Consider the following 19,637-nt stretch of genomic DNA (forward strand, 5'->3'; position numbering starts at 1 on the left):
TCTCTAGCTACATGCGTTTATGACCGTGGCATTTCACGCTTCTTTTCCAAAAACAGCATATCGATGACAATCAATAGTACACCGATAGATATACCGATATCCGCGATATTAAAAATCGGATAATGCCAAACATCAGCATAATGCACATGGATAAAATCAATCACATGACCATGTAGTAAGCGGTCGATTAAATTACCAACTGCACCGCCCAATACTAAGGCTAGGCCAAAAGATAACAGCGTGGCTTTGCGTGGTGCTTTAATCAGATAGATGATTAGAAATAGCGACATTAGTAATGCCAGTCCTGAAAAAAACCACTTCTGCCAACCGCCAGCATCCGCCAAAAAGCTAAATGCCGCGCCATAGTTATAAGCCAATGTCCAATTAAGAAATGGCTCAATCACCGGCACTGGATCATGAAAGGTCAGTTTGGTTTCTGCCAGCCATTTGGTCCACTGATCGATGATGACAACAACCAATGCCAATATATACCATACAAAAGCACGACTACCATTGGCCACCAGCTTTGGTGTCCTATTTGTTGACTTGGTCAGGCGACTTTTAGGTGTAGTCGAGCTACCCGTGGTTGCATGAGCAGGCTTAGGCGAATGGTCAACCTCAACAACTTGCGGCTGCTGGTCATGCTGGCTTTCAGGTGAGTCTGTTGGGTTAGGCATAGTGACGCACCTCGCCATCGCCACTGACATTGGTTACGCAGCGCGCGCATAGATCAGGGTGTGCGCTATCTGTACCGATGTCATCACGGATGTGCCAGCAGCGTACGCACTTAGTACCAGTAGCCGCGCTTACTTGGACCACTAAATCTACAGCCTCTTCGGTATTGGTATCGGGCGCTTCTGCTGTCTGTGTGATGCTATCAGCAGGCGCTTCGCTCATTGGCTTTAGTGCAGCGTTACTAGTAATTAGTACAAAACGAAGCTCTTCATCAAGCTTGGCTAAGCTCTCATGCATAGCACCGTCAGCGTATAGACTCACGTCGGCAGACAAGTTGGCATTGATAATTTTTTCGCCACGTGCAGTTTCGATATGTTTGTTTACCATGTCTTTTGCGAACATAATGCGCTGCCAGTCATCGTTGCTGATAGCACTTAGCTCAAACGCTGGGAATTCATACCATTCTTGAGTGAATACATAGCCGCCTTTATCAGCATCACGTTGGTTCAGTACTTCCCAAGCCTCTTGCGCGGTGAATGATAGGATTGGTGTAATCCAGCGAATCAGCGCATGAGTGATATGGTAGATAGCCGTCTGCGCAGAGCGACGAGGCTGTCCATCTGCCTGCGTGGTGTACTGGCGATCTTTGATAATATCTAGATAGAAGCTACCCAAGTCTTGTGAGCAAAACGCCGTGACGTGCTGCGTGACTTGGTGAAAGTCCATCGCATCATAAGCGCTAATGATTTGCGCTTGTATGGTTTGTGCGCGCTCAATAATGAATTTATCAAGGCTAACCAATTCATTGATATCAATGCTGTCGGTCGCTGGATTGAAGTCATCGGTATTGGCAAGCAAGAAACGTAAGGTATTACGGATACGGCGATACATATCGATCGCACCTTTAAAGACCGTCTTACCTGCGCTCATCTCATAACGATAGTCACTTGAGGCAATCCATAGACGCAGCATGTCTGCGCCTGTTTTATTGATTTCTTCTTGCGGGGTGATGATATTGCCCAGTGACTTACTCATCTTGCGACCGTTTTCATCGACCACAAAACCATGGGTCAATACTTGCTTAAACGGTGGACGCTCATACATCGCTTCTGACGTTAGCAGTGACGTCTGGAACCAACCGCGATGCTGGTCAGAGCCTTCTAGATACATATCAGCTGGATTGGTCAATTCATCACGCTGATCAAGTACCGCAAAATGCGTGGTGCCTGAGTCAAACCAAACGTCCAACGTGTCAGTTGCTTTGTCATAGTCAGCGGCTTCACTACCTAAGAAATCTTCACAGCTAGCATCAAACCACGCTTCTACGCCGCCTTCATTGATTTTTTGTGCCGCAGTTTCCATCAGCTCAAGCGTGTTTGGATGCAGCTCGCCAGTTTCTTTATGCGTAAAGAAAGTAATCGGCACGCCCCATGTACGCTGACGCGAGATACACCAATCAGGACGACCTGTCATCATTGCTTCGATACGGTTTTGTCCCCACGCTGGCGTCCAGTTGACTGATGGAATATCAGCCAATGCGCGAGCACGTAAGCCTTTGGTTTCCATGTTAATAAACCACTGAGGCGTAGCACGGAAAATAATTGGAGACTTGTGACGCCAGCAATGCGGGTAGCTATGCTCAATTTTGGTATGGCTGATTAAATGGCCATTGTCATGTAGGGCAGCGATGATTTTTGGATTGGCTTTATAGATGTGCTCGCCTGCAAATACAGCAGCGCTATCTAAATAAACGCCTGTACCGCTTACTGGGTTTTCCACTGGTAAGTTGTATTTTAGACCAACGATATAATCGTCTAAACCGTGACCAGGTGCAGTATGTACCAGACCAGTACCACTATCAGTAGTCACATGATCGCCCAAGATGAGCGGCACTTGACGGTCTGCAATTAGTGGATGCTGGGCATGTAGGCCTTCAAGCTCGCTGCCTGATACAGTTGCTAGGATGCCGTTATTTTCTAGCTTAAGTTCGTTCAACGCAGTTTCGACAAGGTCCGCTGCGAGTAGCAGGTTGCCTTTTTCGGTAGCAACCACGCTATAGTTATGCTCTGGATGTACTGAGATAGCTTGGTTGGCAGGTAGTGTCCATGGCGTGGTGGTCCAAATAACAGCAGCGATGTTATCTGCGATATCTGCCAATGCGGCTACTTTATCCGTACCGAGCACATCAAAGCTGACATAGATCGCGTCAGAGACTTTGTCTTGATATTCTACTTCTGCTTCTGCTAGGGCAGAGCTACAGTCCAAGCACCAGTTGACTGGCTTCATACCGCGAGTCACATGACCATTGTCATAGATTTTGGCAAGCGCACGCACGATGTTGGCTTCTTGATGAAAGTTCATGGTCAGATAAGGATTGTCCCAATCACCAAACACACCTAAACGCTTGAAGTCTGCCTTTTGCAGTTCAATCTGAGTACTCGCATATTCGCGGCATAGGCCACGGAATTCGGTAGCAGAAACTTTTTGACCAACTTTACCGACCTTGGCTTCGACTTTTTGTTCGATTGGCAGACCATGACAATCCCAACCAGGGACATAAGGCGCATCAAATCCTGATAAGGTTTTTGATTTTACAATAATGTCTTTTAGTACTTTATTGACCGCATGACCCAAGTGAATCTGACCGTTGGCGTATGGAGGGCCATCGTGCAAAATATATTTGGTTGCACCAGCACGCGCCTGACGAATTTTACCGTAGACGTCATCCGCTTCCCAAGCAGCCAACCAATCTGGCTCGCGTTTGGCAAGGTTTGCGCGCATCGCAAATGGCGTATCCGCAAGGTTCAGCGTGTCTTTGTAATCTTGGCTTGGTGTGTCAGTGCTTTTATCAGTCATAGAAGATATCTTTTTAAAAGGTAGGTTTGTGTGTCGGTTCAAAACCGGATACAAGGCTCGATGTTCAATATAGTTCAATATAGTACTGATGGTTACGCGGTATTGATAATGCTTAATTACTAATAGTAGGTATATTGCTCATCATAGTCGGTTTATCAACCATCATGTCAATAAATACCCATTGTCGCTCATTAGTCGGTAAATAGTTACGTCAATAATAAATGGTAACGAGACGATTGCAACATAAAATATGCTAGTAAAAATAATTCAAAAAAATATTTAGATCGGCAGCTATTATATGACAAAAAGGGTAGGGTAAAAAGAGCTGTGCGAGGTCAGCCCAATTTTGTCCAATATCAATCGTTTATCTGTGTTGTATATCCTCAGCACGGACGTAGCTATAAGCTCCTTGAATGCTTATTCATTGAAACATAAAGTACGACTCAAGTGCTAAAAAACAGATGCTAACCATAAGCGCAGTTTTAGTGACCATAACGGCTGAATACCTGTCAGCCCTTGTGTCATCTCGCCATTTTCTAATACCACATAAGACGGTGTGACTTGTCCTTGCCAATCTGCAAAGATATTGCCTTGTTGATCATTTATGGTGGTGAAATCAAACTGATGCTGATCGAGGTAGCCGCGTAACTCTTGGTTTGAGCCGGACTGTACGGCAACAGTGACAACGGGATAGTTATCTGCTGCTAGTTTATTGATAGTGGGCGAAGTAAAACTACAGACTGAACACCACGTACCCCAAAAGTATACCAGTGTCGGCCGCTCATGACTCATCGCTGCCAAATCGATAGTTTGCCCTTGGTAATCGGTCAGTTGCAATTGAGGGTTGGCAGGCATAATAGGCTGTCGCCACCAATTGACCACGCTATAGATCACGACAAACATGAGACCATATAACATTATCGTTTTAAGTATCGAAATGATCTTTCGCTTCGGCTGCTTCTTTGGCTTTACTTCTGTTTGCTCAGTATCAGTTGTCATGACATCTGCTTTTTAGTTTGTATATTGTTTTCAGTTATTTTCAAATAATGGCTTATCGTTACTGCTTATCTTATCGTGATTGCCTATATGATCATTGCACAAAGAGTAGACAGTAGATAAAAATAAACGGCTGAAAATCAGCCGTATTATTTATAAAGTCTACTATAAGTGTACTACGTCAACCGACCATAACTAACTACAATTAACTACGGCTTTTGTGCTCGGTTTTGTAATGGATCACCAATCAGTACGCTACCTGAATTTTCGCGGCGCTGCTCATCACTTAACTTGCTCGCTGGAACTTTGGCTTTGCGCTTCCACTTTAAGCTGAACAAATCATCACGGCGATCGATTAAGTTATGTACTGAGCCTTCGTGACGAACGTGAGTCAGCTTGTCCAAGTTTACATCAGAGAAGAACACCATCTCCGTGTTGGCAGTGGTCTCTGCCATAATCGCATCATGCGGGAACGCAAAGTCTGACGGTGAAAAAATCGACGATTGAGCGTACTGAATATCTAAACTCTCAACTTGCGGTAAGTTACCGACTGAACCACAAATCATCACATAGCATTCGTTTTCGATAGCACGGGCTTGCGCGCAGTGGCGGACACGTAGATAGCCGTTTTTGGTGTCAGTCCAGAAGGGCACGAACAAGATATCCATGTCATCAAGTGCCATCAGACGTGCAAGCTCAGGGAACTCAACATCGTAGCAGACCAAGATGCCGATACGACCCGCATCCGTGTCGAATACTTTGACTTCATCGCCACCTTCGATTACCCAAGCGCTGCGCTCATGCGGAGTAATATGAATCTTGCGTTGCTCTTCAACGGTGCCATCGCGGCGACACAGATAGCTGACGTTGTATAAGGTATCGTCTTCGTCCAGTAACGGCATCGAACCGGTAATGACGTTGACGTTATAACTGACCGCTAAATGCGAGATTTCATTTTTGAACCACTCGGTATAACCCGCCAAAAATCGAATGGCAATATTTTGATCAGTTTCTTCGCACAGACCCATCAATGGCGCATTGAAAAACTCAGGTAAACAAGCAAAGTCTGAGTTGTAGTCAGCCATGATATCGACAAAGAACTCAACCTGTTGCAGTAATTCTTCAGGTGATTCGACTTCACGCATCTGCCACTGGATACCACCGATACGAACCTCAGACTTGCGAGTATTAGGCTTATAGTCTTTAGGCTCGTAGTAGATATTTGCCCACTCAAGCAAGGTAGCAAAGCCCTTTGATTGCTTATCATCTGGCAGATAAGCGGTCAAAATACGTTTAACGATAAAGCCATTAGACAGCTGGAACGACAAAGCTGAATCGTGAATTTCACGGCTTTCAACGGCATCAATATATTCGCCTGGAGTCAGATCCTTGTGATTATGATAGTTAGGTATACGCCCGCCAGCTAAGATAGCGCGGAAGTTCAACTGTCGGCATAACTCCTTGCGTGCATCATAAAGACGACGACCGAGACGGTAGCCGCGATAATCAGGGTCGATGAGTGCATCTAAACCATAAATGGCATCACCTTCTGGATTGTCTCTAATGATTTCTTTTTGCCCAATCAAATCATCATAGGTATGTGGATTTGAAAACTTGGCATAGTCAACGCGCATGGAGAGCACGATACCAATCAGCTGATCATGATCAAACAAAGCAATCTGACCTTCTGGAAAAGCATCGATTAAAGTATGAATGGTTGTCTTTGACCACGCGCCACCCAAGTTTACATAGACACGATCCATTAAGGCTTTTAATTGTGGATAATCTTTTTTCTTAATCTCAGCAATCGTGAGGTGAAAGTCATCTAGTTTTTCCATCTTACTCATAAGTTTCCTGTTTTGAATAGCTATTGAATGTAGGGGTATCGAATAATGGGGTCATGGCACATTGATGTACCGATTTTTGTGCAAAAAAATAATAAAAACATTCCAATAGGAAGATATTGTCGTTACAATAATTTATTGCCGTATTTACAATAGGTTATGTTGATATCTTAGGCTGTTTTGCTCACTATATTTCGTAGTGATTTCGGCTAACGTATAGGGTTAAAGGATAACGAACGCCGCATTCTATGTCGCTTTATATCTATTAGGTTTGTGAGCACCGATAATCGCCTAACTCTGCATTATCATTGTACCTGCGACTGTCTTGCTATTTATTATCTCAATATAGAATCTAAATAATATCTATCAGCACCTTTTGTTTTGCTTGTTATCATAGCAAGCTGTAACGGTAATAACAGTCTCACGTAGTAAATATTTGCTACGTTTTTGTGAGTCAATTTTTTGGTTCAACTCAGGCATAGTATTGTGTTGCTTGTTTCGTTTAGCCGTATCTCATCGGCTTCTTAGGATTATTTTATTATGCCTTTAAATCATACCAATAGAATCATGAAGTGGGATGATATAGATGACTCCGCTTTGGTTCAGTTGGTTTATGTCAGTACGCTGACGCTTGGCTCGCGTTTGAGCACCTCTATCTTTGATGAAGTAGAAGGCCACGCACGTAACTACAATCAGCAGCATAACATCACAGGCACGCTATGCTACGGTAACGGTCATTTTCTGCAATGTATTGAAGGCAAAAAATCAGATGTATTTAATCTGCAAGAGCGTATTTTCGTCGATAGTCGTCATAAGAATGTAGAAGTATTGCTATTACAAGTCATCAATCATCGCAGCTTTGCCGACTGGCGTATGCGCTTGCTGTTTTTGGAGCGTTGGTTATGGTCACCCGCGACCAAGAAACAGGCCGTACAATTATCTCCATTTTTACCATTTGCGCCGCACGGTTGGTCATCTGATCGGACCGAACAGTTTTTGCAAATTATCAAAACTTTCGATAGTCCACCTCATATTAAGGCGGCAGGTATTACTTATAATGCATTGGGTAATATGGTGCGTCATATCGCGGCACCGCATCAGGCATTTCTGATTATTCAAGGGTTTTTGAGCATACTACTGGTCGTCGCATTGATACTGTTGTATTTATAAGTCGTAGTTTTTGCGAATTATAAACCAAAAAAAAGACGCTAGCCTCTCGGGTTAGCGTCTTTTTATTTGAGATAAGTGTTAAACATCTAATCACATATCAAAAATCTTACCACGGTTCATAATATTGTTTGGATCAAAAACCTTTTTGACCTCTTTTAAGTACTCAATTTCAGTCTCACTACGGCTATAGTGCAAGTACGGCTTCTTCGTCATACCAACCCCATGCTCAGCAGAGACTGAACCGCCATATTTTTGTACCGTCTCAAACACGTATTTATTGACGACCTGACACTCAGCAAAGAAATCATCTTTGCTCATGTTTTCAGGCTTTAAAATATTCAGATGCAAATTACCATCGCCAATATGACCGAACCAGCACACTTCAAAGTCAGGGTAGTTGCTACTGACAATGTGATCAATCTCTTCGATAAAGGTTGGTACATGGCTGATAAGCACAGACACATCGTTTTTATAAGGGGTAAATACTGAGATGGTCTCTGAGATATACTCACGTAGCTTCCACAGCTCTGCCGCTTGTGTGAGGTTTTGACTCATAACCCCATCGACGACCCAGCCTTGCTCCATACAATGCTCAAATATGGCCATCGCTTTGTCCATGATTGGCTCATAAGGCGCTTCAAACTCTAATAGCGTATAGAACTTGGTACGTGATTCAAACGGCTCTTGTACTTGACCATGTGCCATCAGCTTATCAATCGCTACATCGTCAAAGAACTCGAATGCCGTCAAATCAATCTGTGCTTGAAAGGCAGAGAGTACGTTCATCACATCGTTAAAGCTGTCCATACCAAGCACCATGACGTTTAAGTCTTGGGGCTGACGCTCAAGCTTTATTTGCGCATGAGTGACAAGGCCAAGTGTGCCTTCACTACCGATGAATAATTGGCGCAAGTCATAACCAGTAGCATTCTTTACCATACCGCGATTCAGCTGCAAGATGTCACCTTTACCAGTGACAACAGTCAGACCCATGATCCATTGACGGGTCATGCCATAGCGGATGACTTTGATACCGCCTGCATTAGTACCGATGTTGCCGCCTATCTGACTAGAGCCTGCTGAGGCAAAGTCGACAGGGTAGTATAGGTCTTTTGATTCAGCGAATTCTTGCAACTGTTGGGTGACGACACCGGCTTCGACTTCAACTATTCGATCGGCAGGATAGAACTGTCCGATCTGGTTCATTTTATCCATGCTAACAACGATTTCACCGTTGGCTGCGACAGCACCGGCAGATAGACCAGTACGACCACCGCTTGGGGTTAGGACGACGTTGTGCTCATTGGCCAGCAGGACGATAGTCTGTACTTGCTCAGTGGTCTTTGGAAAGACGATGGCAGCAGCAGCAGGCGCAAAATGCTTGGTCCAGTCTTTGCCCCAATGCTCTAAACTTTCAGCGTCAGTTTTGATTTGGCTGGGATCGAAGTCATGGGTATTAGTAAGCGTGCTCAAGATGGTTTGCACGGCATTGGTTTCGGATGTGGGCTGAGCGGTAGTTGGCGTCATGGTCAAATCTCAATATTGGCGTAAGCACGATGCTGGGACTGCTTATTATATAGCGAAATAACTATAAATTCAGTGGTGAGTCAGCTCGTAGAGGTAATAAGTGGATGATAATTTTTACCTATTAAGAAGAGGTAAGTAATAAATAGTTGATTCGATCGGTTTCAAACAGAATAATTCACTATAGCATAAAAATTTTTCAGGCTTGATAACCAATAATTCATCTAATCTGCTAACATCGACCTCAAATTTTGTGTAAGATATCGGGACTGTTTTCGTTTCATCCATCATAGATTATCCAACAGGTAATCTTATAAAACAATTATAGGACAGTTCTCATATGGCGTTATCACTACAAAAAGACAAAATCCGGTTTTTATTGCTTGAAGGTCTACATGACAATGCCCTAAAAGTATTGGAAGGAGCTGGTTACCACAACATCGAGAATATCAGTCACGCTTTAGATCAAGACGAGCTGATCGAAAAGATCAAAGATGCTCACTTTATCGGTATTCGTTCACGCACTCAGTTGACGCGTGAAGTACTTGAGCACGCACACAAGCTTATCGGCATTGGTTGCTTTTGTATTGGTACCAACCAAGTAGATCTAGACGCCGCTCGTGATCTTGGTATCCCTGTCTTTAACGCGCCATTCTCGAACACTCGTTCGGTAGCTGAGCTAGTATTGGCAGAAGCCATTATGCTGTACCGTGGTATTCCTGAAAAGAATGCAACCGTACATCGCGGCGGCTGGGGTAAGTCTGCGACTAACTCACACGAAGTGCGTGGCAAGACTATCGGTATCGTCGGTTATGGCTCTATCGGATCGCAACTGTCTGTCTTGGCAGAAAGCTTCGGTATGAAAGTCATCTATCATGATGCTGTGACCAAATTGCCACTAGGCAACGCGGTACAAGTTGGTAGCCTAGAAGAGCTACTATCAACGGCTGACATCGTGACATTGCATGTACCTGATGTACCAAGCACTCGCTATATGATGAAAGCTGAGCAATTCGCTCAAATGAAAGAAGGCAGCTACTTTATCAATGCGGCTCGCGGTACGTGCGTCGAGATTGATGATCTAGCAGATGCGCTTGAGTCTGGTAAAATTTTGGGCGCGGCTATCGATGTGTTCCCAAAAGAGCCAAAATCAGCTGACGAAGAGTTTGAGTCACCACTACGTAAGTTTGATAATGTGATTTTGACGCCGCATATCGGTGGTTCAACCCAAGAAGCACAGGCCAATATCGGACTGGAAGTAGCAGATAAGTTTGTTAGATACTCTGACCAAGGTGATACGGCGACGGCTGTGAACTTCCCAGAAGTTTCTATTCCGTTCAAAGAAAACTCGCATCGTCTGCTACATATCCACAAAAACGTACCAGGCGTACTGTCGCAGATCAACCGTCTGTTTGCTGAAGCTGGCATTAACATTCTAGCGCAGAGCTTAATGACGGAAGGTGATGTTGGTTATCTAGTCATGGATGTCGATTACAATGATTCAACAGCTGCACTAGACCAATTAAAAGATGTGGAAGAGACTATCCGCGTACGTATTTTGTTTTAATATAGTCAATCCACTATAAATTTGGATTAACTATATCAGTGCTAATAGTTTTGATAGGCACTGAAGATTTATCATAAAAAAAGAGAGGCTCTATTGATTAGAGCCTCTCTTTTTTATTTCACTTCTTTTCTATTGTACTAATGCTAAGTTTAATTGGCTTTCGTGTTGTTTGCAGCTTCTGCTTGTAGACGCGCTTCCGTCTTAGCAGCTTTACGTTTTTCGATTACATCCATCACATCGCTACCGATATGGGCTTCGCCACGCTTTTTCGCTAGCTGCATTTGGTGCTCACGCTCACGGAAACGGGCTTTCTGCTCGTCGGTCGCTTTGTCGATACAGTGTGGGCATGACTCGCCTTTGATATAGGCAGGGCTTTGCATCTCCTCAGCGGTGATTGGCATACGGCAAGCAAAGCATTGCTCGTAGCTGCCTTTTTCTAAGTTGTGATTGACCGAAACGCGATTATCAAAAACAAAGCAGTCACCTTGCCACATAGAGTCACTAGCAGGGACTTCTTCGAGGTATTTTAGGATGCCGCCTTCTAAATGATAGACCTCTTCAAAACCTTGCTCGCGTAAATAGGCAGTCGACTTCTCGCAGCGGATACCACCTGTACAGAACATTGCCACTTTTTTATGCTTGGTTGGATCAAGCTCTTTTGAGACGTATTCTGGAAACTCGCGGAACGTTTCAGTGTTAGGATTGACTGCATTTTGAAAGGTGCCGATTTGCACTTCATAGTCGTTACGCGTGTCGATCAAGGTGACTTCAGGATCTGAGATCAACGCATTCCACTCGCTTGGTTTTACATAGCGACCAACGGACTCCAATGGATCGATATTCTCGACACCCATGGTGACGATTTCTTTTTTCAATTTCACCTTAGTGCGATAAAAAGGCTGTGCGTCAGTATAGGATTCTTTAAAGGTAAAAGTACCAATTGCTTCAATACTGCGCAGGTAGTCAAGTACGGTATCGATACCTTGACGCGTACCAGAAATCGTACCATTAATGCCTTCGCTTGCAAGTAACAACGTACCTTTCACATCGTTATCGAGCATAGTGTTTAGGATAGGCTCACGATATTGCTCAAAATCAGCAAAGCGCGTGAACTTATATAGTGCGGCAACGACGATATTATTAGTTACACTATCGTATACAGGGGCTGAATTGTTGTCAGTTATCGCGGTTTCTTTGATATTACTATCTTGAGAGGTGTTCATGTCTTTCTCCTGCTGGCTAGGTCGCAAACCTAGTGCGTTGGTAATAAAAAAATAGATAGGTATATAACATTATCTCAATTGTGGAATTGGTTAATGCGCGCGTAGTGTAGCAAATTTTAGATGGGTTTTGAATATTTTAAAAGTTAATAGCATCGTTAAGCGTATACATAACTCATTAAGTGATCTGCTCTAAGCTGTAATAGCTTTTAGGCGTTTATCCTATGAGTAGGGCTTGCTATAGTAGACATTTATCATTATCTGTTCTGTTTATTTCATGATAAAGGCAACTAATTATATTTATTTTAGCCATCACCATCGAAAATATATTAACAAGATCCATAGTTCCTTATAGAGCTATAAATCGTGCAAAATTTGTGACGAGTAGAAAATAAGAGATTGCATGCCAAAAACAAAACCTAATAAAGTTTTAAACCTAACTTGTCCTCATGAAAGTTGTCATGAGTCGTTTGCTGTCCCTTTAATCGAAAAAGGAATACTATTTTGTCCACATTGTAATCACAGTCTTTTGACGGAGAAACCAGTTGATGTAGATCAAATCAACAAAGTAAGTATCGTTGAAAATAGAAAATCTAAATCATTTTTACATCACTGGCCCTATTTCGCATGGCTGTCGCTATACGCAATTCTTTTAATTATGGCAAAAATATATAGTTGGACGGATATCATGGACTTATATCTGATTGCGATATTTCTTGTAGGTTCCATAATATTTGAGAGGTATAAATCTCATTATAACAGTGTGTTATACCGCCTAAAACATAATGAAGTTGAGTTCAAGGCTGGTGTTGATACCTTATCTAACATTAAAAGGTTTTCTGAAATTAATACTGATTATGTAAATAATGAGGGTGTATTAAACCATAGTAAGTGCCGATTCAATAAAGTAGAAATGCCAGTTCTAAAAAACTGTCCCCATTGTAAGTCGCAAATGGTTGTAAAATTGCAGCAGATGGTTGATTGGCAGAAAAACCTTTACTGTAAATACGATATTTATCGCCCAAAAGGAGTTCCAGATAGTGAGTACTGCAGTGTCACAAGGCGTTATGTATCGAGGGATACCACACTGTCTAATATGTTCCTATGCTTAAATTGTCACACTCATTATAGTTGGCTATATATTTCAAATGAGCATTCAACCATAGATGAGGAAGATGCACGACAATTATGCAAAATGTAGGCGTAAAATCCAAGATTTAAAGGTAGCTATCAAATAGACGTTATCGTTCTTCATTATTGTGGAATGTAGAATAGTAAGTCTTGTCCTAATCTACTTTCCGAGCGGTATAAGCAGAGAGGTCGAATATATCGATAAGACCAAAGCCAGCATACCGATCATACTAATAATGAGTGTTAAAGTTGATAAGAGCTTTGATGGGCGTTGTAGTGTAATAGCCGAAAGTGTTAAACACACAACAGGAACTATCGACCACCATTCAATGGTACTAAAAACAAACTTAGTATAAGCTGTTTGTTCTACGCCAAAGCTTATCCAAAGTGAGATAAAACGTTCAATGAATTGTGGTTGTGCTATGAAATAAATGAAGAATGACTGTATTGTGATACAAGTCATGATAAAAATCCAAAAAATTACTTTTTTCATAATATGGTTCAGTACTGTTGAGAAGTAATATTAAAGGGTGTAATGCCTTAAATATAAAAAATCCAGCTCAAAGGCTGGATTTTTTATTGCTAAAATAAATAGCTATAGATTTACTTACTCTGGAACCAAGTATCCGCTTTGCTACGGGCACTAGCAATGTCTGAGCTTGATAAGTTCAATGCCAACTGACCAATTTTGCCGCGAGCTTTGTTGCGTACTTTTTCATCTAGCATGCCATCACGGGCGGCCAAGTCATACCATTTATAAGCATCGACCAAATTCTTTTGCTTTTCATCTAACAATGCAAGCGTATAGCTGGCACGGTTATCACCACGCATGGCGGCTTTTTCTAACCACAGACGGGCTTGTTGTAGGTTAGGCTGTACACCTTCGCCACGCAAATACATGATAGCCAAATTCAACTGAGCAGGAGCAACGCCTTGTTGAGCGGCTTTGGTATACCACTGGATTGCTTGTTGGGTATTTTGCGCAATACCTTCACCTTTTTGCAAACGCTTGGCCAGATAGAACTGAGCGTGATCGTTACCTTGGGCGGCACGACTAGACAACTCGCTCACAGGCATAAGCTCAAAACGTGAGGTATCAAGCGGTACGTTTGATATTAACTCAGCATTGGCTAAACCAGCACAAGAAAATAATGCAGTAAACAACGCAGCTTTTAATAATTTCATAGCAGCTCCAAAATTAGGCAGTTAATAAGCAAAAAAAATTGTACCGCTAAACATTGTCTCGCTAAAGACAGTCAGACGGCGATAACAATTAGGTGGAATCTTGCGATATGAACTTACCTAATCATTAGCAAAAGGGGGTTGTCATCTCTAAATCAGAGATTTCACCCTAACTGATTAGACAAACGGTCGTAATAGTGGGGTGGCTGACAATATTTTGCTAGCTTAACACCCAAACTTACGAAACTCAAATACTAATTACAAGGTCACATAGACGTTTGTACCTGATTGTCCTTAACAAAATCAGACAGTTACTAAAAAATTATATTAAGTTAACAATCCATTAAGGTTAATACTAGCTCGTAAAGCACTGTTTAGCAGTCTATAAAACATAAAGACAGCTGAGAATTTATCCGCTATTTCTTGGTCACTCGGTAGATAGCGACGTCTGCTAACAAGTTAGGCGCTTGCCTAATTAACGCCTTCATCAAAGGTGTATGACCTTTTTCAGAATCGCTAACCGCAAAACGATTAATAATATGAATATCATGCTGCGCACATAACAGCTCAAAATCTTTGAAAGTACATAGATGAATATTTGGCGTGTTGTACCATTCGTAAGGCAATGCTTCAGAGACAGGCATCATACCTTTAAGCCCTAAATGAATACGGTTTTGCCAATGTGCAAAGTTAGGGAAGGTAATGACTGCTTCACGGGCAACTCTCAGCATATCAAGCAACAACTCGTCAGGTGCTTTTACTGCTTGTAGGGCACGTGCCATGACGACCGTGTCAAAGCTGTTATCAGCAAAGCGCGCTAGACCATCGTTGAGATCCTGCTCGACAATTGATAAGCCATTACCAATTGCCTCATTGATTTTGTCTTCATCAATCTCTAGTCCGTAACCTGTTACACCTAGTTTCTGCTGTAAGTGGGCAAGCAGCTCGCCATTACCACAACCTAAGTCCAGTACATGTGCTTGCGGCGCAATCCAGCGCTCTGCCAGTTGGTGATCCATTCTCATGAGCGTTCTCCTGTGGCTGAGCGGCTAGGGGTAATAAATGGCGCAGTCAAAAATCCTTTGACCGCACCCATGTAGCGAGGAATATCAAACAAGAATGAGTCATGTCCGTGCGGCGCGTCAATATTGATATAGCTGACTGGTTTACCAGTGGCCATCAGTGCATCGACAATCTCTTGCGAGCGCTCAGGTGCAAAACGCCAATCAGTGGTAAATGACACGACTAGATACTGGCATTGCGTATGGGCAAAGGCCGCTTTGAGCGCAGAAAGCTCTTGCTGACGATCAGACTCAATATCTTCAATCGTCGTTACTGCATCTTCTAACTCACTCTGTGCATTCGCCTTGCTAGATTCGACTGACGCCGCGATTGATTCTTCTATTTGTACTGCTGACTCTGTAGTATCTTTTGCTACGGTTGATGGGTAGTCGCGTATTGGATAGTCGCGCGTCGGATCAAAGTAATCTAAGGCCTTGGTCATAAGCAGATAAGTATTGGCATCAAAGTTTTCACTAAAGCGCTCGCCTTGATAGCGTAGGTAGCTTTCGACCTGAAACTCGACATCGTAGCCATACATAAATTTGCCAGATTTTAAATCACGGCCAAATTTGGCTTTCATCGCGTCATCAGTTAAGTAGGTAATATGGCCAACCATACGCGCCAATATCAGTCCGCGACGAGGATAAGTGCCTTCTTGTATATAGCGCCCGTCTTTAAAGTCGGGATCGGATAATATAGATTGGCGCGCTACTTCGTTAAAGGCGATATTTTGAGCAGATAGCTTTGGCGTACTGGCGATGACCACACAGCGCTTTAATCGCTCTGGATAATCAACAGACCATTGTAGCGCTTGCATACCGCCCATTGAGCCGCCGACAATGGCGTGCCAAACGTCGATGCCTAGACGATCTGAGAGCATTGCTTGGGTTTTTACCCAGTCTTTGATGGTGATCAGCGGAAAATCAGGGCCATACACTTGCGGCTCATCGCTGCTATCTGAATCAAGGCTGTCCGAACTAACACTATCCGAACCAACGCTATCAGGGTTAATAGTGGTAGGCCCTGTTGAACCAAAACAGCTGCCGATATTATTGACACACACCACATAGAACTGATTGGTATCAATTGCTTTATTGGGGCCAATCATATTGTCCCACCAGCCTGCTTTCTTGTCATCAGCACTATGGAAGCCAGCTGCATGATGATTGCCTGACAACGCGTGGCAAATCAGAATTGCATTTGATTTGTCGCTATTGAGCGTACCGTAAGTCTCTACCATCAAGTCAAACGAGGGCAGGGTACGGTTGCATTCTAACGTTAAGGGCTCAGCGAAATGAAAATTCTGAGGCGTAACGATACCTACAGACCCTAAATCACTGTTGGTATTGGCTGAGCTATTAGAGTGAGGTTGTGAATTAGGATGCTGGTCACTGGTATTATCAGAGCGTGCGTTCAAAGCTACCTCGCAAGACTACAATCATCAATAAAATAAAAGCAAAATGGCACGTTGCTAACAGGCTATTTTACCTACACGGTTTTTATAAACTGGGCCTGCCTATTGTATGGTGATGCGCGTTGGAGTACAACCATCGAGCGCGCCTTTCGAGCGCATCGATCGTAGTTTTTATGGAATATACTTTATAAATGAATAACGAGTAAGCCGCCAGCATCAAGTAATCAAGAGTTAATAAATAGCAACTGCGTATCAAATTGTATAGGTGCGCTTTTAGCCCGCGTCATTAATAGATAAAATGCTACACTAATGAGGTGTCTATTCAACTGTGTCTTAACAGTATCGTCTCTTATTATTTTGACATCACCCTTAATAACTTACTGCTAATAAAGTGCTGCTATGAAACCTAAATTGCCCCCACGTATTGCCGTTTTGTTAGTGAATCTTGGTACGCCAGATGAGCCAACGGCACCTGCCGTACGTCGCTACCTCAAACAGTTTTTGTCAGACCCACGAGTGATTGAGATTCCCAAATTCCTATGGGCTATTATTCTCAATTTGTTTGTTTTACCCAGTCGTCCTAAACGCGTAGCAAAGGCTTATGCGAGCATTTGGGAAGGTGACTCACCGATTCGTAAAATACTAAAAAGCCAAGTTGAGCTATTAGAACCACGTTTGGCTGATAGTGTGGCGCCATTTCGTATCTCTGTGCATCCTGCGATGAGCTATGGTAATCCTGGTTTGCCTGATGTCATGGACGCGCTACGTGGTGAAGGGGTTGATCACTTTGTCATACTGCCGTTGTTTCCGCAGTACTCTGCCTCTTCAGGCGGTGCCGTATATGATGCGCTGACAAAGTGGACGCTAAAACAACGCAACTTGCCAAACTATACGATTGTCAAAGACTACTTTGCCCATCCCCTATATATTCAAGCTTTGGCCAACTCTATTCGCCGTTTTCAAGAGAAGCATGGCAAGCCTGAAAAATTGATGTTTAGTTTTCATGGTATCCCGCAGCCTTATGCCGATAAAGGCGATCCTTATCCTAAACGCTGTAAATGTACCGCTGCACAAGTGGCACATGAGCTTGGCCTGACAGAAGATGAATGGATTATCAGTTTCCAGTCTCGCTTTGGTAAGCAAGAGTGGGTTAAGCCATATACCGATGTGGTGTTGGAAGATTGGGGTAAGTCAGGTGTGCGCTCGGTACAGGTGATCAGTCCAGCGTTTTCAGCAGATTGTTTAGAAACATTAGAGGAGCTAGCCATTGAAAACCGTGATAACTTCCTTAATGCTGGCGGGCAAGAGTATCATTATATTCCTGCACTAAACCTTGATGAGACACATATTGAATTGCTTGAAGCGTTGAGCCTGCCTTTGGTAAAAGGTTGGGCTGGCACGTTAGATGGCTGGGTTTAATCAATCAAAAGTCGCTGTTTTAGTAAGCTGAATAGTAGAATAAGAAAAGCACGCTTAATATAGTTAAGCGTGCTTTTTTGGTTTAGAGAGGTAAATTAAAAATCATCATCGTTGCTACGTTCGGCTGCTTCTCTATCAACAATATCCATCGCATCTGGATAATCGCTGTCATCAAGATTGTCTTGAACCAAAATCTCATCGACACGAGACTCATCGATATTTTGACGATGCGCAGGTGTCAGCCCTTGGGTCGCATCACTACCGACTTCTGAATTGTTAAATCCCGCGCTATTATCAATCACATCATCGTTGTCGATGGTATGCAGCATAGGATTGTCCAAATCGACCAATTGATTGTCTTGTTCATCCTGATTATTGTTATCTGAGTTATCGACGCTGTCATTGTTATCACGACGATTACCGTCAATATGATCCATCTCTTCTGGTAGTGGATTTTTTGAGTTTTCCATGAATAATTCCTTATTGTAGTTATTAGATGTCGCCATCATTATAAATAAAAATATCGCGCTGGCTTGTTAAAGCATCGCTCATTGCAATGTAGATAATATGCTTCTCAGTTTGTACGCTTAATCAACTTTTCACTAGTAGTAAGGTGTGACAGGATGTTCAAAAAATGTAAGACGATGATTAGAATACAATTACGGCTACTCAATATGAGTAGCCGTAATTGTTTATGAAATTTTTGCTAAGTCTTTGTACGATAGCAAGACTGCTACATAAGAAATCAAACTTATAGTGTTAATTATTGGCGTGGTCGAACTTGTAATTTAACTTCTGTACTAGACATGACTGATAGTCAGCCAGTTTGAATCGCCATAAATAGGTCAATGCAATACCATAAATGGCAGTCTCAGCCAGCTCTTCGACAATTTCACCAAATGTATGCGGGAACATAATAGCATTCTCACCCATGTATTGAATGACAGCAAGTACAGTAACGCTAAGATAGAGCGAAACTGGCACGTTTTTTAGCACTGCCCATAGGTAATGCCTCGAATAGACCAGCAAACCAAGCGCGACGAGATAGATAACGGTAAGGACGCTGTCCTCCCACCAGTCATAAGATTGACCAAGCATCGAAAAGTCGCTTGGAACCAGTAAGTCTGGTAGATAGTTCAACTCTCGACGAATGACAGAAACAAATATAAGTACGGCTGCCAGCCAAAAAGCCTTAATTTGTTTGACATGACTTTTCATAACATATTGTAAAATACGCAACAGGCATGCTATCAAAAGTATAATGCCAGGGACTTCAATGATGCCATCTGAGCTCAAAATAAATGACTCCTGCGTATCAAAAAGAATGTGTTAAAAACAAAAAAGTGAGCCCAAAGGCTCACTTTAAAGCGAAAATATCGAATAGTTAGGGTTTAACTGATAGCCTATTATAAACCTCATATCTAGATATTACTGTTATGAAATATAACTAACTGGTCATAAGTGATTGTTAATATAAACAATATATAATGACTTATTGTAGTGTCAGTTATCAAAAACTGTCATATTTGCAAAGTACATGAATAATCATACCTTACATATTTGATAAAATGGCAGTT

At 42.7% G+C, this 19,637-nt stretch carries 15 protein-coding genes; 4 read left to right on the forward strand and 11 right to left on the reverse strand.

The window, feature by feature from the left end; all coding sequences use genetic code 11:
- Window positions 1–17: 17 nt before the first annotated feature.
- The 4 genes from lspA to JMX07_RS08335 all read right to left on the reverse strand — a co-directional run bounded on the left by lspA (window position 18) and on the right by JMX07_RS08335 (window position 6,374).
- A complete protein-coding gene (lspA, locus tag JMX07_RS08320) occupies window positions 18–677 on the reverse strand; it encodes a signal peptidase II (protein WP_201607379.1) in 660 nt (219 codons plus the stop codon).
- Window positions 670–3,531, reverse strand: a complete 2,862-nt coding sequence (ileS, locus tag JMX07_RS08325; RefSeq protein ID WP_201607380.1) for an isoleucine--tRNA ligase — start codon at window positions 3,529–3,531, stop codon at window positions 670–672. The genes lspA and ileS overlap by 8 nt, the downstream gene beginning before the upstream one ends.
- Before the next feature lie 450 nt (window positions 3,532–3,981).
- A complete protein-coding gene (locus JMX07_RS08330; protein WP_201607381.1) occupies window positions 3,982–4,530 on the reverse strand; it encodes a protein disulfide oxidoreductase in 549 nt (182 codons plus the stop codon).
- A gap of 206 nt (window positions 4,531–4,736) precedes the next feature.
- A complete protein-coding gene (locus JMX07_RS08335) occupies window positions 4,737–6,374 on the reverse strand; it encodes a carbon-nitrogen hydrolase family protein (protein WP_102094613.1) in 1,638 nt (545 codons plus the stop codon).
- A 537-nt stretch (window positions 6,375–6,911) separates the two neighbouring features.
- On the opposite strand from JMX07_RS08335, the gene JMX07_RS08340 reads away from it, so the two are divergent.
- Window positions 6,912–7,541 carry a BLUF domain-containing protein gene (locus JMX07_RS08340; protein WP_114701153.1) on the forward strand — a complete coding sequence of 210 codons (630 nt, stop codon included), beginning with the start codon at window positions 6,912–6,914 and terminating at the stop codon, window positions 7,539–7,541.
- A 90-nt stretch (window positions 7,542–7,631) separates the two neighbouring features.
- Here JMX07_RS08340 and JMX07_RS08345 read toward each other — a convergent pair whose 3' ends face one another.
- On the reverse strand, window positions 7,632–9,068 hold the full coding sequence (locus JMX07_RS08345; protein ID WP_201607382.1) for an FAD-binding oxidoreductase: 1,437 nt from the start codon (window positions 9,066–9,068) through the stop codon (window positions 7,632–7,634).
- 337 nt (window positions 9,069–9,405) lie between these two features.
- On the opposite strand from JMX07_RS08345, the gene serA reads away from it, so the two are divergent.
- Complete coding sequence (serA, locus tag JMX07_RS08350; protein ID WP_057758460.1) at window positions 9,406–10,632, forward strand: phosphoglycerate dehydrogenase; 1,227 nt, start codon at window positions 9,406–9,408, stop codon at window positions 10,630–10,632.
- Window positions 10,633–10,781: 149 nt separating this feature from the next.
- On the opposite strand, the gene JMX07_RS08355 is transcribed toward serA, so the two are convergent.
- Window positions 10,782–11,855: a rhodanese-related sulfurtransferase gene (locus JMX07_RS08355; RefSeq protein WP_201607383.1), complete on the reverse strand. Its 1,074-nt coding sequence runs from the start codon at window positions 11,853–11,855 to the stop codon at window positions 10,782–10,784.
- Between the two features lie 400 nt (window positions 11,856–12,255).
- Here JMX07_RS08355 and JMX07_RS08360 point away from each other — a divergent pair, with 400 nt between their 5' ends.
- The gene (locus JMX07_RS08360) at window positions 12,256–13,053 is read left to right on the forward strand and encodes a hypothetical protein (protein ID WP_201607385.1); all 798 of its coding nucleotides are present in this window, start codon (window positions 12,256–12,258) and stop codon (window positions 13,051–13,053) included.
- A gap of 533 nt (window positions 13,054–13,586) precedes the next feature.
- Here JMX07_RS08360 and JMX07_RS08365 read toward each other — a convergent pair.
- The 3 genes from JMX07_RS08365 to metX form a co-directional block, all read right to left on the reverse strand.
- Window positions 13,587–14,168 (reverse strand): tetratricopeptide repeat protein, encoded by a 582-nt coding sequence (locus tag JMX07_RS08365; RefSeq protein WP_102090512.1) that lies wholly within the window; start codon window positions 14,166–14,168, stop codon window positions 13,587–13,589.
- Between the two features lie 413 nt (window positions 14,169–14,581).
- Complete coding sequence (gene metW, locus JMX07_RS08370) at window positions 14,582–15,190, reverse strand: methionine biosynthesis protein MetW (RefSeq protein ID WP_057758464.1); 609 nt, start codon at window positions 15,188–15,190, stop codon at window positions 14,582–14,584.
- Window positions 15,187–16,545: a homoserine O-acetyltransferase MetX gene (gene metX / locus JMX07_RS08375; protein WP_227684732.1), complete on the reverse strand. Its 1,359-nt coding sequence runs from the start codon at window positions 16,543–16,545 to the stop codon at window positions 15,187–15,189. Before metX ends, metW begins: the two co-directional genes overlap by 4 nt.
- A 495-nt stretch (window positions 16,546–17,040) precedes the next feature.
- On the opposite strand from metX, the gene hemH reads away from it, so the two are divergent.
- Window positions 17,041–18,060 carry a ferrochelatase gene (hemH, locus tag JMX07_RS08380; protein WP_201580451.1) on the forward strand — a complete coding sequence of 340 codons (1,020 nt, stop codon included), beginning with the start codon at window positions 17,041–17,043 and terminating at the stop codon, window positions 18,058–18,060.
- Window positions 18,061–18,155: 95 nt separating this feature from the next.
- On the opposite strand, the gene JMX07_RS08385 is transcribed toward hemH, so the two are convergent.
- Both JMX07_RS08385 and JMX07_RS08390 read right to left on the reverse strand, forming a co-directional pair.
- Window positions 18,156–18,530 carry a hypothetical protein gene (locus JMX07_RS08385; protein ID WP_201607387.1) on the reverse strand — a complete coding sequence of 125 codons (375 nt, stop codon included), beginning with the start codon at window positions 18,528–18,530 and terminating at the stop codon, window positions 18,156–18,158.
- A gap of 289 nt (window positions 18,531–18,819) precedes the next feature.
- The gene (locus tag JMX07_RS08390) at window positions 18,820–19,278 is read right to left on the reverse strand and encodes a hypothetical protein (RefSeq protein ID WP_227684724.1); all 459 of its coding nucleotides are present in this window, start codon (window positions 19,276–19,278) and stop codon (window positions 18,820–18,822) included.
- Between the last annotated feature and the right edge of the window lie 359 nt (window positions 19,279–19,637).

Source organism: Psychrobacter immobilis, assembly GCF_904846235.1.
GTDB lineage: Bacteria > Pseudomonadota > Gammaproteobacteria > Pseudomonadales > Moraxellaceae > Psychrobacter > Psychrobacter immobilis_C.